The sequence below is a fragment of the Bradyrhizobium sp. i1.15.2 genome (genome assembly GCF_040548425.1).
Classification (GTDB): Bacteria; Pseudomonadota; Alphaproteobacteria; order Rhizobiales; family Xanthobacteraceae; genus Bradyrhizobium; species Bradyrhizobium canariense.
On the sequence record NZ_JBEPRQ010000055.1, the window covers coordinates 1 to 15,749 of the forward strand.

Sequence of the window (15,749 nt, forward strand, 5' to 3'; positions counted from 1 at the left end):
GCGCTTCGAGCGCGAGAAATTGATTGGGCGATTGCTTCCGCGGATATCATCGTGGCCAGCGGCCAGGCGCCGCGTTCACAGGCCGAACATATGACTGCACCGTCATCCCTTGTTCAACCAGAAAAAGATCTTGCAGCCCGGGCCGTTCCACATATGGGTCAGAGCCAAATTTCAAGCCGAGTGACAGTCTTGCTCTTCATGAAGACACGCTCCAGGAATTGGACCGAGAGCGTACCCGGGGTCTCGTCGACATAAATGGCGCTCTCTGTCCGGAAGCAGGACAGGCGATCTTATGATCGCGCACTTACAAACCTTAGACCGAAGGGCTTGAGATCACCGTACTCGCGAGTGCTCGGCATGGACGTCGAAAATGCTCGCTCCATTCAGGTTTCGCGGAACGCGCGGGAGAAGCTGTCGAGGATAGGCTTCATGATGTACTCGAAAAACGTACGCTCTCCGGTCTTGATGTAAACGTCCGCGGGCATCCCGGGCGTCGGGATGAATTCAGGCATTCGTCTGAGAACATCATCCTGGTCCAGGCGCACCCGAACGACGTAGAATTCGCGACGCGTGTCAGCGTCGGTACGGGTTTCGGTCTTCGCCTGCACTTGCTCCGCCAAGGCGTCCGCTGACACGTAGATGACGCTCGCACCGACCATCGGCGTGATGCGCTGGTTGAGTGCCGACAGCCGCACCAGCGCCTCCTGGCCAACGCTCACATGCGAAATGTCCTTGGGATTCAGATGCGCCTCGATGATGCGCTCGTCGCCAATCGGGAGGAGCTCTAGGATCACGGCACCAGGAGAGACGACGCCGCCCGGTGTATGGAAGTTGTTCTTCACCACAATACCTCGGACTGGCGAACGAACATCGATCCGGTCAACCACATCCTGCGCAGCACGTATTTGCTCCTCAACGTCGTCCAGCTCCGCCTCGGTTTCGCGCAGCTCCTTGGTCGCGTCCCGGAGCGCCGTCGCGTGCAGCTGGGCTATTCTTTCGTTCGCCTGAGCGATCCGCTCCTTCGAATCGGCGATGCGGCCGAGATACTCGCCGAGCTCACCCCCGAGACCCGCCTCTGAGCGTCGCAACGCCAGCACATCCGACTTGCGCACCAGCTGCTGGCCAAGAAGCGAATTCTTGTCCTTCAGTTCTTCGGCGAACAAGGCAATACGCTCTTTGGTCGACTGAACTTGCGCCTGATATCCGCGGATGCTTTCCTCCAGCCCGGCGATTTGCTTCAAGAGTACGCTTTCCTCGCTCACCCGACTAGCCCGGCGCGCCTGAAGCTCGGCACGTTGCCGCTCAAGAATCGCTTTGATTTCTGGATCACGAGCGTTCTCGCTGAATTCGGCCGGAGTTTCGATTGCATCCGAAGAGCTCAGTTCAGCTTCAAGACGCGCCTTCATGGCGAGCAGTCGATACTTCTTCAAAACCAGCCGTTTCAGCTTGGCGTTGGCAGGGGTATCGTCCATGCGAACGAGGACCTGGTTGGCCTCGACGAGATCTCCGTCCTTGACCGCAATCTCGCGGATGATGCCGCCCTCGAAGTGCTGGACTAACTTGTTCTGCCCGGTAGCCACGAACGTGCCTGAAGCCACGACCGCACTGTTGAGTGGGGCGACTGCAGCCCAAACGCCGAAACAGCCGAGCCAAACAACCAGGATGGCGAGGCCGGTGAAGATGGGCCATTTGGCGCTCAGCGGAACACCGCGGTACCACTCGCCGATGTCGTCCTTTACCGCTCTCATGCTGTCCTCCCGCGCTGGTCACCCGCCCGAGGATTCGATGCGTTGCGGCTGCACCGGCTCATCAACGCCGGCCCTGCCGGGGGACCGAACCAGGCGATGCAACACCTCGCTCGGAGAGCCGAATGCTTCCGCGCGTCCGGCCCGCAGTATGAGCACTTTGTCAACACTGTTCAGCAGCGCCGGGCGCAGGGTTACGACCACCGCCGTGACCCCCCGCCTTTTGGCGCGCTGCAGGGTCTCGGTCAGAGCCTGCTCCCCCGCCGCGTCGAGATTCGAGTTCGGCTCGTCGAGCACGACAAGGGACGGATTACCGAAGAAAGCCCGGGCGAGCGCGATGCGCTGCTTCTGTCCTCCCGAGAGCGGCCCGCCACTGCGGTCGAGCACGGTCTCGTATCCTTGCTTCAACTGGCAGACCATGTCGTGAATTCCCGACAACATCGCCGCCTCATAGATGCGCTCGTCGGGCAAGTCGTCGCGCATGCGGCAGATGTTCTGCTTGATGGTCCCGGGAAATAGCTCGACCTCCTGGGGCAGGTAACCGCTATATTCCCCGAACTGGCGGCGATCCCAGTTGCGCAGCTCCGTTCCGTCCAGTCTGACCTTGCCGGCTGTCGGCACCAGACAACCCACCAAAATGCGCGCGAGGGTCGACTTGCCCGATCCGGACGGTCCGACAATGGCCAAAGACTCTCCGGGCGCGAGGTCGAGCGACACACCATTGAGCACCGGCTCCTTCGAGCCGGGCGGCAAATACAAGACCCGATCAACGCTCAGGCGCCCTTGCGGTCTGGGCAAGCGCAGCTTAGGCCCCTCGCGCTGGAATGACTCAACCGCCTGCTTGACGTGAGCATAGGCCGATCGCGCCTGAACGCAGCTGCGCCATCCCTCAATCAAGCCCTCGAGCGGCTGCAGGGCGCGGCCGGCAATGATCGAAGCCGCGATCATCATGCCCCCCGTGATCTCGGCGTGGAGGGCCAGATAGGCCCCGGTGCCGAGGATCGTGATCTGGGCCACGAGCCGGACGAATTTCGACGCACCGCTGATCCAGAAATTCCGGTCAAGGGCCTGGCTCTGCACCGTCAGTGCTGGCGCCTGCCGGCGCCCCCAGTGGAGAATGCTTTCGCTCAGCATTCCCATCGCATTGATCACCTGCGAATTTCGCGCCAGCGACTCGGCCGCCGCATCGGCCTCGGCGGCATACAGGCCTGCCTCGCTCAGACGCTCCGAGGTCGCTTTCTGGTTGATCAGCGCAATCAGTGCGAGGACCAAGCCCGATACGACTGCGATCCAGCCAAGATGTCGATGAACGAGGAATATGACTGCGAAGTAGAGGGGCGAGAGTGGCGCGTCCATCAGTAGAAGCATGATAGGGCTCGAGATGAAGCCCCGCACCTGGTGAAGGCTGCGGATCGCCTGGATGGTTCCTCCCTCGCCGGCCCTGGCGTTATTGATGCTGCTCGCCAGCACTGCGCCGCCAAGCACCGCTTCCATCTTGGTCGCAAGACGCCCCAGCACCTGTCGACGTAAAATGTCCACGATGGAGAGGATACCGATGAACGTCAGCGCGAGAGCCGAGAGCATCAGCAGTGTCTCGAGACTACGGCTCGTCAGCACGCGATCGGATATTTGAAAGAGATAGATCGGCAACGTGAGCATCAGCAGATTCACAACGACCGAAAATGCTGCGACCGCTATGAGGTTGATGCGCGCGACCGAACGCCAGGCGGCCAGCGCGTTGACAGGTCCGACGTAGTCGCGGGCTTCGCCGCCGGGTGCGACCCGAAGTTGAGCCCCGGAGTTGGTGCGCGGCGGACAGTCCAGTGTCTCGACAGCTGCCATGTTTGCCTCCCACTAGAGGATGGCATCATGAGTCCCGACATGATCAATCGAAGTATTATCCAAGATGTCGGGAGGCGGCGGCGCGGGTTTTTGGACGTCGGCAGCCACCGGCGCTGAAACGTCTTGAGCCGATGCGGCGTCCCCCTGAGACGCGGCAGTCTGGGAGGGCGCGATGTCGCTGCTGAGCGTGACGCCGTAATCTGTATACTGGGTTCCGTTGAACAGCGAATCTGCCGGAGGCGGTGGCGCATCGTTCAACGCGATCACATCGTTCGCGACGGCGGTCGTCGCCGCGGCATTTGATTTGTCCGTCATGACGTTCTCCGGGGCAGTGGTGGCGGATCCCGAACTCTCGATCGGTGCGTCAGCGGTGGTGGCGAGAGCAAGAAGCGTTTCGGCCGATCCAGGAGTTTGAGCGCTGGTGGTGTCCGGCACGGCCGGCTCTCCCGGTTCGGTCGCGGGGTTGCTGAGCGTGTCTCCGGCGCTGGTGAGCACCGGCTCGGCCGTGTTAGCGGCCGGTGCCGCAACCGCCAAAGCATTGCCAGCCACGCTGGCGGTGTCGGCCGGTTGCGACACCTCGCTGGTCGGATCGGTCAGCGCGGCAGCTGTTGTGGTGAGCACCGGCTCGCTCGTGTCCGCGACCGGCGCCGCACTCGCCAGAGCATCGCCAGCCACACTGCCCGTATCGGCCGGATGCGAGACGTCGCTCGTCGGGTCGGTCAGCGCGGCAGCCGTTGTGGTGAGCACCGGCTCGCTCGTGTCCGCGACCGGCGCCGTACTCGCCAGAGCATCGCCAGCCACACTGCCCGTATCGGCGGGTTTCGACACGTCGCTGGTCGGATCGGTCAGCGCGTCAGCTGTTGTGGTGAGCACCGGCTCGTTCGTGTCCGCGACCGGCGCCACACTTGCCAAAGCATCGCCAGCCACGCTGCCCGTGTCGGCCGGTTGCTGCGACACGTCGCTCGGCGCATCGGTCGGAGCCGCTGCTGTTGTGGTGAGCACCGGCTCAATCATGGCAGCCAGTGGTGCGGGACTCGCCAAAGCCTCGCCAGCCACACTCGCCGTGTCGGCCGGATCCGACAGTTCGCTCGATGGATCGGTCGGAGCCGCAGCTGTCGCAGTGAGCACCGGCTCGGTCATGTCAGCCACCGGCGCCGCACCCGCCAAAGCGTCGCCAGTCACACTCGCCGTATTGGCCGGATGCGACAGCTGGCTCGGCGGATCGGTCGAAGCGGCAGCTGTTGTGGTGAGCACATGCTCGCTCGTCTCAAGGACCGGCGCGCCACTCGCAAGAGCATTGCCAGCCACATCGGTGGGCTGGGATACATCACCAGGCGCACCGTTACCCGTGGTCAGTGCCGACTCCGCGATCTCAAGGGGGGGTGCTGAACTATCAAAGGTGTGAGTTCCCGTGCTGTCCGATGCAACCGTTTGCGACAACGCGCTCGACTGAGCGTCTGGACCCCTCGTCTGGCCAACCACCTCGTTGCTCACCGTGCTCACGGTGTCGATAGCCGTCGCGAGCGCAGGCGGCACCGTCGCCTCGACCGGCGCGATCGCGCCAACCATGTCGTCGGGCAGCGTACCCGCAGTGTCGGCCAGCGTCGATAGCGTCGGCTGCGTCGCCGCCTCGAGCGGCGTGATCGCGCCGGCCACGTCGTTGGGCAGCACACTGACGGCGTCGGTCGCCGTCGCGAGTGCTGGCGGCACCGTCGCCGCGACCGGCGCAATTGCGCCGACCACGTCGTTGGGTAGCGTGCCTGCAGTGTCGGCCAGAGTCGATAACGTCGGCTGCGCCGCCGCCTCAACCGGCGCGATCGCGCCGGCCACATCGTTGGGCAGCGCGCTGACGGTGTCGCTCGCCGCGGCGAGTGCCGGCATCACAGCCGCCTCGACCGGCGCAATTGCGCCAACCACGTTGTTCGGCGGCGCGCTGACAGTTTCGGCTGCCGTCGCGAGTGCCGGCGGCACCGCCGCCTCGGCCGGCGCAATTGCGCCAACTACGTCGTTCGGCAGTGCGCTGAGGGGCGCCGAGGCGAGTGCCGGCATTACAGCCGCCTCAACCGGCGCAATGGCGCCGGCGACTTCGTTGGGTAGCGTGCCCGCAGTGTCAGCCAGAGTCGCTAGCATCGGCTGCGCCGCCGCCTCAAGCGGCGCGATCGCGCCGGCCACGTCGTTGGGCAGCGCGCTGACGGTGTCGCTCGCCGTGGCGAGTGCCGGCATCACAGCCGCCTTGACCGGCGCAATTGCGCCAACCACGTCGTTCGGCAGCGCGCTGACAGTTTCGGCTGCCGTCGCGGGTGCCGGCGGCACCGCCGCCTCGGCCGGCGCAATGGCGCCAACCACGTCCTTAGGTAGCGTGCTGACTGTGTCGGTCGCCGTGGCGAGTGCCGGCATCACAGCCGCCTCGACTGAAGTAATCGTACCAACCACATCGTTGGGCAGCGTGCCAGCGGTGTCGGCCAGAGTTGATAGCGTCGGCTGCACCGCCGCCTCAAGCGGCGCGATCGCGCCGGCCTCGTCATCGGATAGCGTGCTGACGGTGTCGCTCGTCCCGAGCGCCGGCGGCACCATCGCCGCAACCGGCGCAATCCCTACCACCACGTCATTGCTCACATCGCCGATCATTCCAAGCAGGGGAAAGGAGCTGATGATCGACGGGCTAAACGAGTCGCTAAGCAAGTTAGACCGAACGGATTCGATGCTTCCGAGGTCGGAATCCGCTGACAGCGAGTTGACGCAACTAAGGTCGGCTGAGATGTGACCATGGTGCTTGCAAGAATCGACATCGTCGCCACCCCCACCCCCAGAGCTCGCAGTAGCAACTGCTTCGCCACGAGCGGTGCTCGGTCTGGGCGCGTCTTCATGCGGCTCCGCCAAGCGCCCGGTCGGATCGAGCTGAGCCACATGCGTGTCCGACGAGGCGGCCGGCCCCTTGGGCCTCTCATCCTCCCAGCCCGGTTGCGCGGGGTCGCTCGCAGGCAGCTCGTCGTTTGTTCCTTGCGGCCCCGCACCTGCCTGAGCGGCTGTCGCGTCTTCTTGCCTGGCCAGCGCAGATTTGAACGGGGCGGCAAGAAACTCCTCGCAGGCAACTAGCTGGGCAATAAAGAATGACCGGGTCAAGAAACTGAAAGAGCCGGATCGCTTGTCGGCACGCTGCACTCCGGCTTCGAAAATCTTCCGCTCTTGTTCGAACAAGTCGCGCTTTTCTATCTGGTGCATGACCGCCGCCTTTCTTGTTCAAAAACCACCCTCGCCCGGCAGCATCCACCGCCAGACGAGCCTCTTCGGCATGTCAGGCGCCCGTGTCGTGCGACGTATCCGTCGCCGTGTCGAAATGCCCTACGTCGAAGTGATCCATTGGGCCCATCAAACCGATGGCGTATTCGAGCGCATCGTCGGAAGACATCGAAGCGAGCGCGCCGTGTATGTCACCCGAATGATCTGGACCGTGCGAGCTGAAATCACCCGCGAACTCACCGTGGGAGAAGTCGAACTTGGCCAGCGCGTCACCAGGACTGCGATCGGTGTCGCCCCTGCTGCCATCGTCAGCCGGCTGGAGATCGCAATGGTCCTTGGGCTGGTATTCACCGTCCTTGGCATCCTTCCAGCCCCCATCGTGCTCTGGGTAGGTGCCGTCTTTCGGGTAAGCGCCCATGCCGCTAAGCTTGGAGTAATTTTCTTTGCCGTCGCCGGTCGAATACTCGTCGTTACCGCTGTGATCGTCATTCCACTTTGACTGCTTGCCGTCGCCACAGTCGTCCGGCTTGGTTGACGTGCATTCCTCGGCTGGGACGCCGGTTCCCGTGAGCTTTATCAGTCCGAGAATGGTCATCACACTGCTCAGGATAGACATGGCTTCGTTCCTCGCTTCAGCTTTGCGACGGTCACAGGCACCTGCGCCACGCGCGCGTGCCCTGCCCGGATCACCACGCCGTCACTCCTACTGTCGCCGAAGCACACCTATGGATGCAGCGGCGAGAAAAATAGTTTCACGCTTCATTCGAGCTGCCGGCGCATGGCCACGAGCTCTCTCCGGATCCACGCTTTGACGGTTCCGACGGGAACCTGGAGGTATTCGGAAATCTCCTCGTGCGTGCGCCCGTCGACGATCGCCAAGAGAAGGCTCGCGCGGCGCTGTGGCTCGAGTTGATCGAGCATGGTTCGCAACGTCATGCTGTCTGGGATACAGCACGCAGGGTTCGGAACCGTCTGTTCCCGCGCACAGATGGCATTCAATGCTTCGTCCTCCAGCGCGAGTTCGCGCCTGGCGTTCTGGCGCATCTTGAGCGCCGTGTTGCGGACGATCGCGTAGATCCAGCCCCGGGCGGATCCGCGTGCAGGATCGAAGTTTTTCGCATATCGGAGAATCTGCGCGAATGCGTCGTGGATGACGTCCTCGGAACGCGATCTGTCGTGCACGATACGGTGCGCCATCGCGCGCAACTGCTCCTTCTCGCGCGCGTAGATCCTGCCGACGGCGGACTGCGATCCGGAGGCGCACTCAAGCAGAGCTGTTTCGTAATTAAGAGCCGTCTCGCCAGTGAGACAGCTGTCATGGCGCGCTGCGCCGGAGCGAGACCTTGCCTTCGTTAAATCGAGGCACTGATGGGGCATGGTCGAAGTCACCCCTCGTAAGGCACTGCGGCATTTTATGCCGCGCATTTACAATTTATTTAAATGACCGATTTTAAATAAAAACGAAATCGGCTGTCGGCGAACTCAAGTCAGCAAGCAGCGACTTCGTTCCCGGAAGTTTTCATTTTTTTTCCCGATCACCAAAGGGCAAACGTGGTCGTCAGGGGTGCAGGCGGACCATGGCTTGTCGTGCTCCCCGGCCAGGTGAGCCGCTGCGAGCAGCAACGTAAGTCTTCGAGCCAACCTCGAAAATGGGCAACGTCAACATCGTCGCTAGTCGCGTTTAAAACTTCAGAGCACGCAACGGGTCCGAGTCCCGCGTAATGCCACCGAAGGACATTCGACGCACCCTCCCAACACACTATGTCAAAACACGCGTCGACTTGCGCACCTTTCGCGATGAGCCATCGAATCAAGCTAAGGCGCTTCCCGGACCGAGCTCGCCACATGGCGCGTCAACGCGCTTTCCTTCGGAAGGCGCAATGTCGCATCTCGGCCGCGCAGAACATCCAGCAGACCAGAACCTCCAACTCACTCTGACGAAGCCGCCCTGACTTCTACTTAAAGCGCCTTGCATACGACATTGCAAAAATCACGATACAACAAGCGTGAAACACTTGCCGCTCACAAAATTTGCGCGACCGTGCATCCAGATTGGCGTCTTGCACCTAGTGATGACGTGGCAACAGTTACATCAATGTTCCGCCACCTAACCCGAAAGGAGACCAACATGCTAGAGATGACCAATCTTGCTCACCCTATCGAACTGTCTGATGAGGAGCTCGACCTCGTGGCCGCCGGCACCGGCGGCTGTGGCGGTGGCTGCCATGATGGCGGATCACTGATCCGAACTGGCGACATCAATGTGCTCAGCGGAAACCAAGTTCAGGTTGGCCTGCTGTCCAAGCAGTCCCAAGTCTTTATTGGGTAAAGGCGGGATGCATCGGCGAACCGCTTCTCCATCAGGAGAAGCGGTTCTCCGGTATCCATCCGCAGTCTTGCTTTGGCGGAAGATACTCCGCGCAGCGCTTCAGCAAGGTGCGTTCATGGCGAACCGACCAACTCTGTTTCGTAAGGAAGCCGTCGACTTTTTGCATCAGCGCCACACCTGGGGTGAGGTCGTATTGCTGCAGCCGCTGTCGAGCACACTGCTTAGCTGGAGCCTTGCGGCGCTCGTTGTATTCATTTTGTGTTTTCTCTCCATCGCGCAATACGCTCGCAAGGAGACCGTCTCCGGGTATCTGACGCCGACCTCCGGCACAGCTAAGATTTTCGTATCACAACAGGGCTTCATCAAGGCGATACACGTGAAGGAGGGGCAAGAGGTTGCGGAGGGTGACCCGCTCCTGACCATAGTCACTTCCCAAATCACGGCCAATGGCGATGACGTCAATGCGACCGTACTTGCGGTGCTGACGCAGCAACGCAATGTGGTCGAGCGACAGATCGATGCCGAAGATCGCCGAACCGCCTCAGAACGGGATCGCCTCGGTTCCACGATCAAGGGGATTGAAGGAGAAATTGTCCAACTCGAGGACCAGCGGAACATCCAAAACGAGCGACTGAAACTTTCCGAGAGCTTCGTATCAACGGGCGCTAAGCTAACCGCGAGCGGCGCATTGCCAACGATTGAGCTCAAGCGCCGCGAGCAGGCCGCACTTGAGCAAAAGCAGAGTGTGGTGTCGCTCGATCAGCAGATCACCGCGCGACACACTCAGTTGACAGACGCTCGGCATACACTCGAGCAACTCCCAACCATCGCCGCAGAGAGGATCCGAGGACTGCGTAATGAACTCTCCTCGATCGAACAGCGCGTGGCGGAGGTAAATGGGCGGCAGGCTTACGTTATCAAGGCGTCAACGAGTGGGCGCGTGTCCACGCTGCAGGCGACAATGGGCCAAATCGCGGATCCTCGGCATATGCAGCTCGAAATCATTCCCATTGATGCGCACTTGCAGGCGGAGCTGTTCTTTCCGACACGCGCGTCTGGTTTTGTGCGCCCCGGCCAGCAGGTTAGGATACTTTACGATGCATTTCCTTATCAGAAATTCGGCACCTACCGCGGCAGCGTGACCAACGTCTCTCACACCATTCTGACCGGCAACGAAACGACCGGGCCGATCGCCCTCAAGGAACCGGCTTACCGTGTGACTGCGGCTCTCGAGCGGCCCGACATCGACGCCTATGGCCGTAAGATGCCGCTTCAGCCGGACATGCTGCTCAGGGCCGACGTGATCCTTGAGCAGCGCTCCCTGATGAGGTGGCTGCTTGATCCGGTGTTGAGCGCAAGGATGTAGCCCATGCAGGGACTATTGAATTTCAGCGGCCGCAGATTCCTCCCGGTCATCCGGCAGACGGAGGCGACGGAGTGCGGGCTCGCTTGCCTTGCCATGGTAGCATCCTATCATGGTCATCGAACTGACTTGAACAGCCTGCGGCGCCGGCATCCAGTGTCCCTAAAAGGGGTCACTCTCCGCGACCTCATGGAAATAGCAGCTCGCCTCGGGCTGGCGTGTCGGCCACTGCGTATCGAGATCGGCCATCTCTGCCAATTGCGTCTGCCGGCTATCCTGCACTGGGACATGGCTCATTTCGTTGTTCTGAAAGCATATAGGAACAGGGGAATCGTGGTGCACGATCCGGCAGCCGGCGAGAAATGGTTTCCCCTCGCTGAAGCATCTAGACATCTCACCGGAGTCGCGCTCGAGCTCTCGCCCACTGAAGAGTTCTGCCGCACAGACGAGAGAGTGAGATTGCCGTTCTCGGTATTCTGGAGCGGAATGAACGGGAACACTTGTGCCCTCGCCCAAATATTAGTTCTGTCAGTGGTCATCGAAATTCTTCTCCTCGCCGCCCCTTTCTATATGCAGCTCACCGTTGACGAGGTCATCGCCAGAGGCGATGTCGATCTCCTGGTCGTCCTCGGGCTCGGATTCGCTCTGCTTCTCCTGATACGGGTCGCGTCGACCGCGACCCGCTCGTTCATTATTCTTGTTCTGCAGAACACGTTGAGTTTTCAGATCGGCGCGCGGCTGTTTCATCATCTGGTGCGCTTGCCACTCTCATTCTTCGAAAAGCGGCACATCGGCGACATCCTGTCTCGTTTCAACTCGATCGAGCCCATCCGCAACGTGCTCGCGGAGGGATTGATCACGGGGTTGATTGACGGTCTCATGTCGGTGTTGATGCTGGCGTCGATGTTCACCTACAACGTCCAGCTCGGACTTGTTGTCCTGCTGGCGTTCGCGTTGTATGCCACCCTGCGGCTCGCTCTTTTCAGCATGTTCCGGCAACGGAGCGAAGCGGCCATTCACAGCAAGGCAGATGAGAACTCCACTTTCATCGAAACCGTGCGAGCAGTGCAAAGCCTAAAGTTGCTCAACCGAGAAAACGAACGGGAGAGCCAGTGGCTGAACCGCTATGCTGCGTATATAACAGCCAACGTGCGGCTAGGTCGGGCGAGGATCAGCTTCAAAGCGATGAACGACACGATATTCGGCTTGGAGAACGTGATCACAATCTACCTCGCCGCTCGCCTCGCACTGGACAACCTCATCACGGTTGGCATGATATTCGCGTTCGTCAGCTACAAGTTGCAGTTCGCTGAGCGGACAGCGCTGCTGATCGAGAAGCTGGTGGATGTCCGCATTCTCGGGCTGCACCTGGAACGTCTCGCCGACATTGCGCTCACCCCGCTCGAGCGCGGGCACGACCGAGACCTGTCATATATCCGACAGATTCGCGGCGAGATCGAACTGCGCAACGTGTGCTTCCGGTATGCAGAAGGAGAGTCTCTGATTCTTAACAACGTCAATCTGTGCGTTGCTCCCGGACAATTCGTGACGATCATGGGACCATCGGGCTGCGGCAAGTCAACTCTTGTCAAGATTATGCTTGGGCTGCTCGAGCCAACGAGCGGTGAGGTTCTGATCGACGGCCTTCCGCTGGGCCAGATCGGACCGCGCGCTTATCGCGAGCAAATCGGCGCGGTGATGCAGGAGGATCAATTGCTGTCGGGATCGATTGCCGACAATATCTGCTTTTTTGACACAGCGTTCGATCTACAAGCCATGATCGATTGCGCGCGAATTGCCGGCATCCACGAGGACATCGTGGCAATGCCGATGAGCTACAACAGCCTCATCGGCGACATGGGAAGCTCGTTATCCAGTGGCCAGAAACAGCGAGTACTGCTTGCGCGCGCGCTCTATCGCCGACCAAAGATCCTGTTTCTGGACGAGGGCACGGCGCATCTCGACACACAGAAGGAGAAGGAAATCAATGCGAATCTCCGGCACCTTAGTATGACGCGCGTGAGCGTAGCGCACCGACCCGAAATTACCCAGGGAGCAGATATGATCATCCATCTTGCCGCGACGGCCAGACCGTTTCGGGTCGGAATGACGAGCCTCAGACGAGAAGCTGGGGCTGCGCAAGATGTCGGTGTGACCGGGTTTGCTGCCGAAGGTGCGAAATCGGCCGAGACCGATGACTGCCCCGGCGACGCCACGGGGGATGGCTCGAAGCGCGATGGTGACTGGAAAGACGCCAAGGACGACGACTGCCATTCAAAGGACTGCTGCCAGCTGCGGAAGGACTGCACCCCCAAGCCGTCCGACGACGGCGGCAAAGGCGACAACCCGGGTGAAGCGCTAGCCAGGATCGACTTCTCACGATGCTGATTCGGCTCGCGCAGTCTGATCATTCGCGTGACATGGAAGGCGCATTCGCTTCGAAGACGTCCGATGACGCGCGCGGATACGCCATCGGCGGCCAAACGCCTGCTGCAGTCGCGCGAGCGACGTACTGGCCGGATAGAGACCAAGCCGTTTCCTCGCGCTTTTATTGTTGCGTCGATTCCGACGTACGGCCGGGCTCAACTTTTCCCCAGCCTTGAGCCTGGGTCGCTCCGAACCTCATGGAACTAGTGTCGGTGCTCACGCGCCGGTTGGCTGCTGCCGCCATCAAGGCGTTCGGAGAACGCCTGGACCAAACCAGTCGCGGTCCCGCCTGTTCACGCTGGCGGTGCGCCATCAATATGCGAAACACCGACGTTTTCGCAGATTGAGACGAACGCCCTCTTCGCCTCAGCGTCCTCAAAGCAAAATCGTGTGCCTTGGACTGCGCGCTCAATCCACCAATCGATTTTGTTTGCCCGCGAAATGCGGGATGCCTCGCCGCGCAACTGATCCAATTGCCGTCCATAGGCCCGCACGATCACACAATTTGTCATTCGTTAATCCCCCAGAAACGCGCCGTTCTAACTAGCGCTGAACGCAAGTATCCGTCCGACTGTTCATCGCCCACGCGCGGTGAGCTATCCCCTCGAAACGCCAGAAAGTCACAGAGTCAGTCGCTGCGCAGCGATCGCACGTCAATCGCTCCTCGCCGAGTATGTAGCGCCCGCGGATCGCGGAAGCGGAATTTTTGCCTGATGGATAAATCAACAAACAATTGCGCATACGCCAGCGCATCACAGCCCAACACCTTCGACGCCCCTCCGTGAGCCCGGTACCTCGCTGAGGAGGAGCTTAGCGAAACTTTGCACGCCTGAATGTTCGATCGCTAACACAGGAACCGCGACCACTTGCCCAGGCGTGGTGGGCATCCTTTCCGAATGTTGCTAGGCTACGCTCAACTGCGAGAGAGCGATGAGCAATGACTCGAAAGATCCGGGCCTTATGGCGCTGATCAGCGGCATTTTTGCTCCGCCCGCGCCGCCCACCCCGCGCCTCCGGCGCCGGAGATGCCGCCAACGCTCGAAGAGGAGCCCGTGACCGCGGCAGCGTCGCCTGCAAAACCGGTCGCACCCTTGTCCGCCGGCGGCCCCGATGGAAAACGAGCGCGACTGCCCGCTGTGGCGATCGCCGACCTCGTTCTTGGTGAGCTTCGCAAAGTTGAAGGCTTTTCGAGATCCGGAGTCTCGATCACCGTCTACGGAAGTCGACCTTGGAATGCGATGGTCACGTTCGCACCGTTCTCGACCACGTCCCAAGACGCTGCACGCCTGCGACACGCTTTGCCGGATATCGTCTTCAGGCTTCGTCAGTGCGTCGAGATCGAACAGTAGGTTCGGCCGATCACCTTCCACTCGGCGGCCCGACCCCCGCGCTCGGGTAGAGCGTGGACTCATTTAGCGCGCAGCCAAATGCGGATTGATGCGAGCTTGATGAAACGCCAGATAGTTGACTGAGAATTTGTGGTATCGGGTCGCGACCCGCCGACATTGCTTGATCTTGTTGAAGAACCTTTCGACGAGATTTCGCGCACGATAGAGAGACGGACTGAAGCAGATCGGGTCTTTGCGATTTCGTTCCGGCGGAATATCGCGGTCCATTCACAATCGCTGAGTTCGTAGCGCGTGATTCGAGGCCGATTTGAGAGCTTGAATCACGCCCAAAGCGATACCATCAAGCCGCAGTTGGCCGCAAAACCGCTAACGCTCCAGATTTACTTCCGCTTTCGGCGAGCAATGGACATGGCCGGGTTGGCCATTGCTTGGCGCAGATCGCGAGTGACCCATGGCGGACTTACGGGTACTATTGTTTGCTTAGCGAGGATCACCCCTTCGGTCCCGGGCGGTATCGCCAATTGTTGCACGGCAGCAAAGTATGAGCCGGTCGAGGTAGATTGGCGGAGTGGCCTTGGTAACATCATGCTTCTTGGATGAAGCCGATTAGCACGGGCCCTTCATCACGATGGCGCCCGGCCCCCCCCAGCTACGTCGATATCCGTTCGTGGTCTCCCGAGGAAGAAGCGCAACTTCTTGCGTTATTCGACAGTGGCATGAGTGCAAGCGAGATCGGCCAGCGGTTAGACCGCACTCGCCTCGCGGTCTACGGTCGATTGCAACGCTTCCATAAGCAGCAAGGTCGAGTAAGCCGCACTAGCGGACGCGTCTTCGCGCAGCGGGCCGGGTAATCGGCGGGCTCGTGAAAACGTGGAAAGCGGGGCCAAGAATCGGCTGTTCCGCTGGACACTTACCTCGGCTTTTGGACCATCTTGCATGCACGAAAATGCGGGGGTGGACGGGACGTCGGAGTAGGTTCGTTACGCTTTCGAGGAGAGCGAACGACGTCATAGGGGAGCCGGCGCCGCTCGAGGCATCGCCAATCACCGTTCCTGCCGCAAGGCGAGCGCTGATCCCCACCCGTCGTGAAGGTTAGATTGGCGTATTGCGCCGTATCGAAGCCGCCGTTTCCATCGATAAGCTCACCGATCTGGCCGGCAATACCGCCACCAGCCCATGTCAGTCATCCGTCAACGATTGGATCGCTAAAATCGGTTGGACAGCGGACATCACGGTGACTGAGGCGCTCTTCGGCTTGGGGCCGTACCGCACGTTCTAGATTGTCTCGCGAACACTCTCGAACCCCGCCTCGATGACGGTGGACCCGCGAGCGGGCTACTCGTCTTGGCGTTGGTCAACGTAGTCGTCCGTGAACAAGGCTCTAAGCGATTGAGCAGGAGTCAGTTTTCCGGTTGCGGCGGCATTTGAGATTGCAGGGATTGGGGGCTTGAGGC

Annotated in this window: 12 protein-coding genes and 1 pseudogene; 7 read left to right on the top strand and 6 right to left on the bottom strand. The window is 60.8% G+C overall.

Translation table 11 applies throughout. From position 1 onward, the window contains the following. Positions 1-255 (top strand): hypothetical protein (locus ABIB80_RS38615; protein WP_354129573.1); only part of this gene is annotated, 255 nt, incomplete at its 5' end. Between the two features lie 128 nt (positions 256-383). Here ABIB80_RS38615 and ABIB80_RS38620 read toward each other — a convergent pair. The 5 genes from ABIB80_RS38620 to ABIB80_RS38640 form a co-directional block, all read right to left on the bottom strand. Continuing rightward, positions 384-1,748: an HlyD family type I secretion periplasmic adaptor subunit gene (locus tag ABIB80_RS38620; protein ID WP_219681371.1), complete on the bottom strand. Its 1,365-nt coding sequence runs from the start codon at positions 1,746-1,748 to the stop codon at positions 384-386. Positions 1,749-1,766: 18 nt separating this feature from the next. Next, positions 1,767-3,587 (bottom strand): type I secretion system permease/ATPase, encoded by a 1,821-nt coding sequence (locus ABIB80_RS38625; protein WP_007601780.1) that lies wholly within the window; start codon positions 3,585-3,587, stop codon positions 1,767-1,769. A 12-nt stretch (positions 3,588-3,599) separates the two neighbouring features. Then, positions 3,600-6,809, bottom strand: coding sequence for a RodZ family helix-turn-helix domain-containing protein (locus tag ABIB80_RS38630; RefSeq protein ID WP_354129574.1), 3,210 nt, complete (start codon positions 6,807-6,809; stop codon positions 3,600-3,602). A 73-nt stretch (positions 6,810-6,882) separates the two neighbouring features. Then, a complete protein-coding gene (locus tag ABIB80_RS38635; RefSeq protein WP_219681368.1) occupies positions 6,883-7,443 on the bottom strand; it encodes a hypothetical protein in 561 nt (186 codons plus the stop codon). 143 nt (positions 7,444-7,586) lie between these two features. After that, complete coding sequence (locus tag ABIB80_RS38640) at positions 7,587-8,204, bottom strand: sigma-70 family RNA polymerase sigma factor (RefSeq protein ID WP_354129575.1); 618 nt, start codon at positions 8,202-8,204, stop codon at positions 7,587-7,589. Between the two features lie 751 nt (positions 8,205-8,955). On the opposite strand from ABIB80_RS38640, the gene ABIB80_RS38645 reads away from it, so the two are divergent. From ABIB80_RS38645 to ABIB80_RS38660, 4 genes are all read left to right on the top strand, one after another. Next, the gene (locus tag ABIB80_RS38645; RefSeq protein ID WP_007601774.1) at positions 8,956-9,156 is read left to right on the top strand and encodes a hypothetical protein; all 201 of its coding nucleotides are present in this window, start codon (positions 8,956-8,958) and stop codon (positions 9,154-9,156) included. Between the two features lie 115 nt (positions 9,157-9,271). Next, positions 9,272-10,522: a beta-barrel domain-containing protein gene (locus ABIB80_RS38650; protein WP_354129576.1), complete on the top strand. Its 1,251-nt coding sequence runs from the start codon at positions 9,272-9,274 to the stop codon at positions 10,520-10,522. Positions 10,523-10,525: 3 nt separating this feature from the next. Next, entirely contained in the window at positions 10,526-12,907 is a 2,382-nt protein-coding gene (locus ABIB80_RS38655) for a peptidase domain-containing ABC transporter (RefSeq protein ID WP_354129577.1), read from the top strand. A gap of 1,091 nt (positions 12,908-13,998) precedes the next feature. After that, positions 13,999-14,295: a hypothetical protein gene (locus tag ABIB80_RS38660; RefSeq protein ID WP_354129578.1), complete on the top strand. Its 297-nt coding sequence runs from the start codon at positions 13,999-14,001 to the stop codon at positions 14,293-14,295. A gap of 59 nt (positions 14,296-14,354) precedes the next feature. Here the strand turns inward: ABIB80_RS38660 and ABIB80_RS38665 are convergent. Beyond that, positions 14,355-14,553 (bottom strand): annotated as a pseudogene (locus ABIB80_RS38665) (transposase); the annotation flags it as partial. Between the two features lie 338 nt (positions 14,554-14,891). On the opposite strand from ABIB80_RS38665, the gene ABIB80_RS38670 reads away from it, so the two are divergent. Beyond that, positions 14,892-15,146 (top strand): GcrA family cell cycle regulator, encoded by a 255-nt coding sequence (locus tag ABIB80_RS38670; protein ID WP_354129579.1) that lies wholly within the window; start codon positions 14,892-14,894, stop codon positions 15,144-15,146. A gap of 254 nt (positions 15,147-15,400) precedes the next feature. Continuing rightward, a complete protein-coding gene (locus tag ABIB80_RS38675; RefSeq protein ID WP_157158666.1) occupies positions 15,401-15,574 on the top strand; it encodes a hypothetical protein in 174 nt (57 codons plus the stop codon). The last annotated feature ends 175 nt before the right edge of the window (positions 15,575-15,749 follow it).

Bases quoted from the DNA above. Each gene is read 5' to 3' on its own strand.
- ABIB80_RS38620 (WP_219681371.1), bottom strand. From the start codon at position 1,748: ATGAGAGCGGTAAAGGACGACATCGGCGAGTGGTACCGCGGTGTTCCG.
- ABIB80_RS38625 (WP_007601780.1), bottom strand. From the start codon at position 3,587: ATGGCAGCTGTCGAGACACTGGACTGTCCGCCGCGCACCAACTCCGGG.
- ABIB80_RS38630 (WP_354129574.1), bottom strand. From the start codon at position 6,809: ATGCACCAGATAGAAAAGCGCGACTTGTTCGAACAAGAGCGGAAGATT.
- ABIB80_RS38635 (WP_219681368.1), bottom strand. From the start codon at position 7,443: ATGTCTATCCTGAGCAGTGTGATGACCATTCTCGGACTGATAAAGCTC.
- ABIB80_RS38640 (WP_354129575.1), bottom strand. From the start codon at position 8,204: ATGCCCCATCAGTGCCTCGATTTAACGAAGGCAAGGTCTCGCTCCGGC.
- ABIB80_RS38645 (WP_007601774.1), top strand. From the start codon at position 8,956: ATGCTAGAGATGACCAATCTTGCTCACCCTATCGAACTGTCTGATGAG.
- ABIB80_RS38650 (WP_354129576.1), top strand. From the start codon at position 9,272: ATGGCGAACCGACCAACTCTGTTTCGTAAGGAAGCCGTCGACTTTTTG.
- ABIB80_RS38655 (WP_354129577.1), top strand. From the start codon at position 10,526: ATGCAGGGACTATTGAATTTCAGCGGCCGCAGATTCCTCCCGGTCATC.
- ABIB80_RS38670 (WP_354129579.1), top strand. From the start codon at position 14,892: ATGAAGCCGATTAGCACGGGCCCTTCATCACGATGGCGCCCGGCCCCC.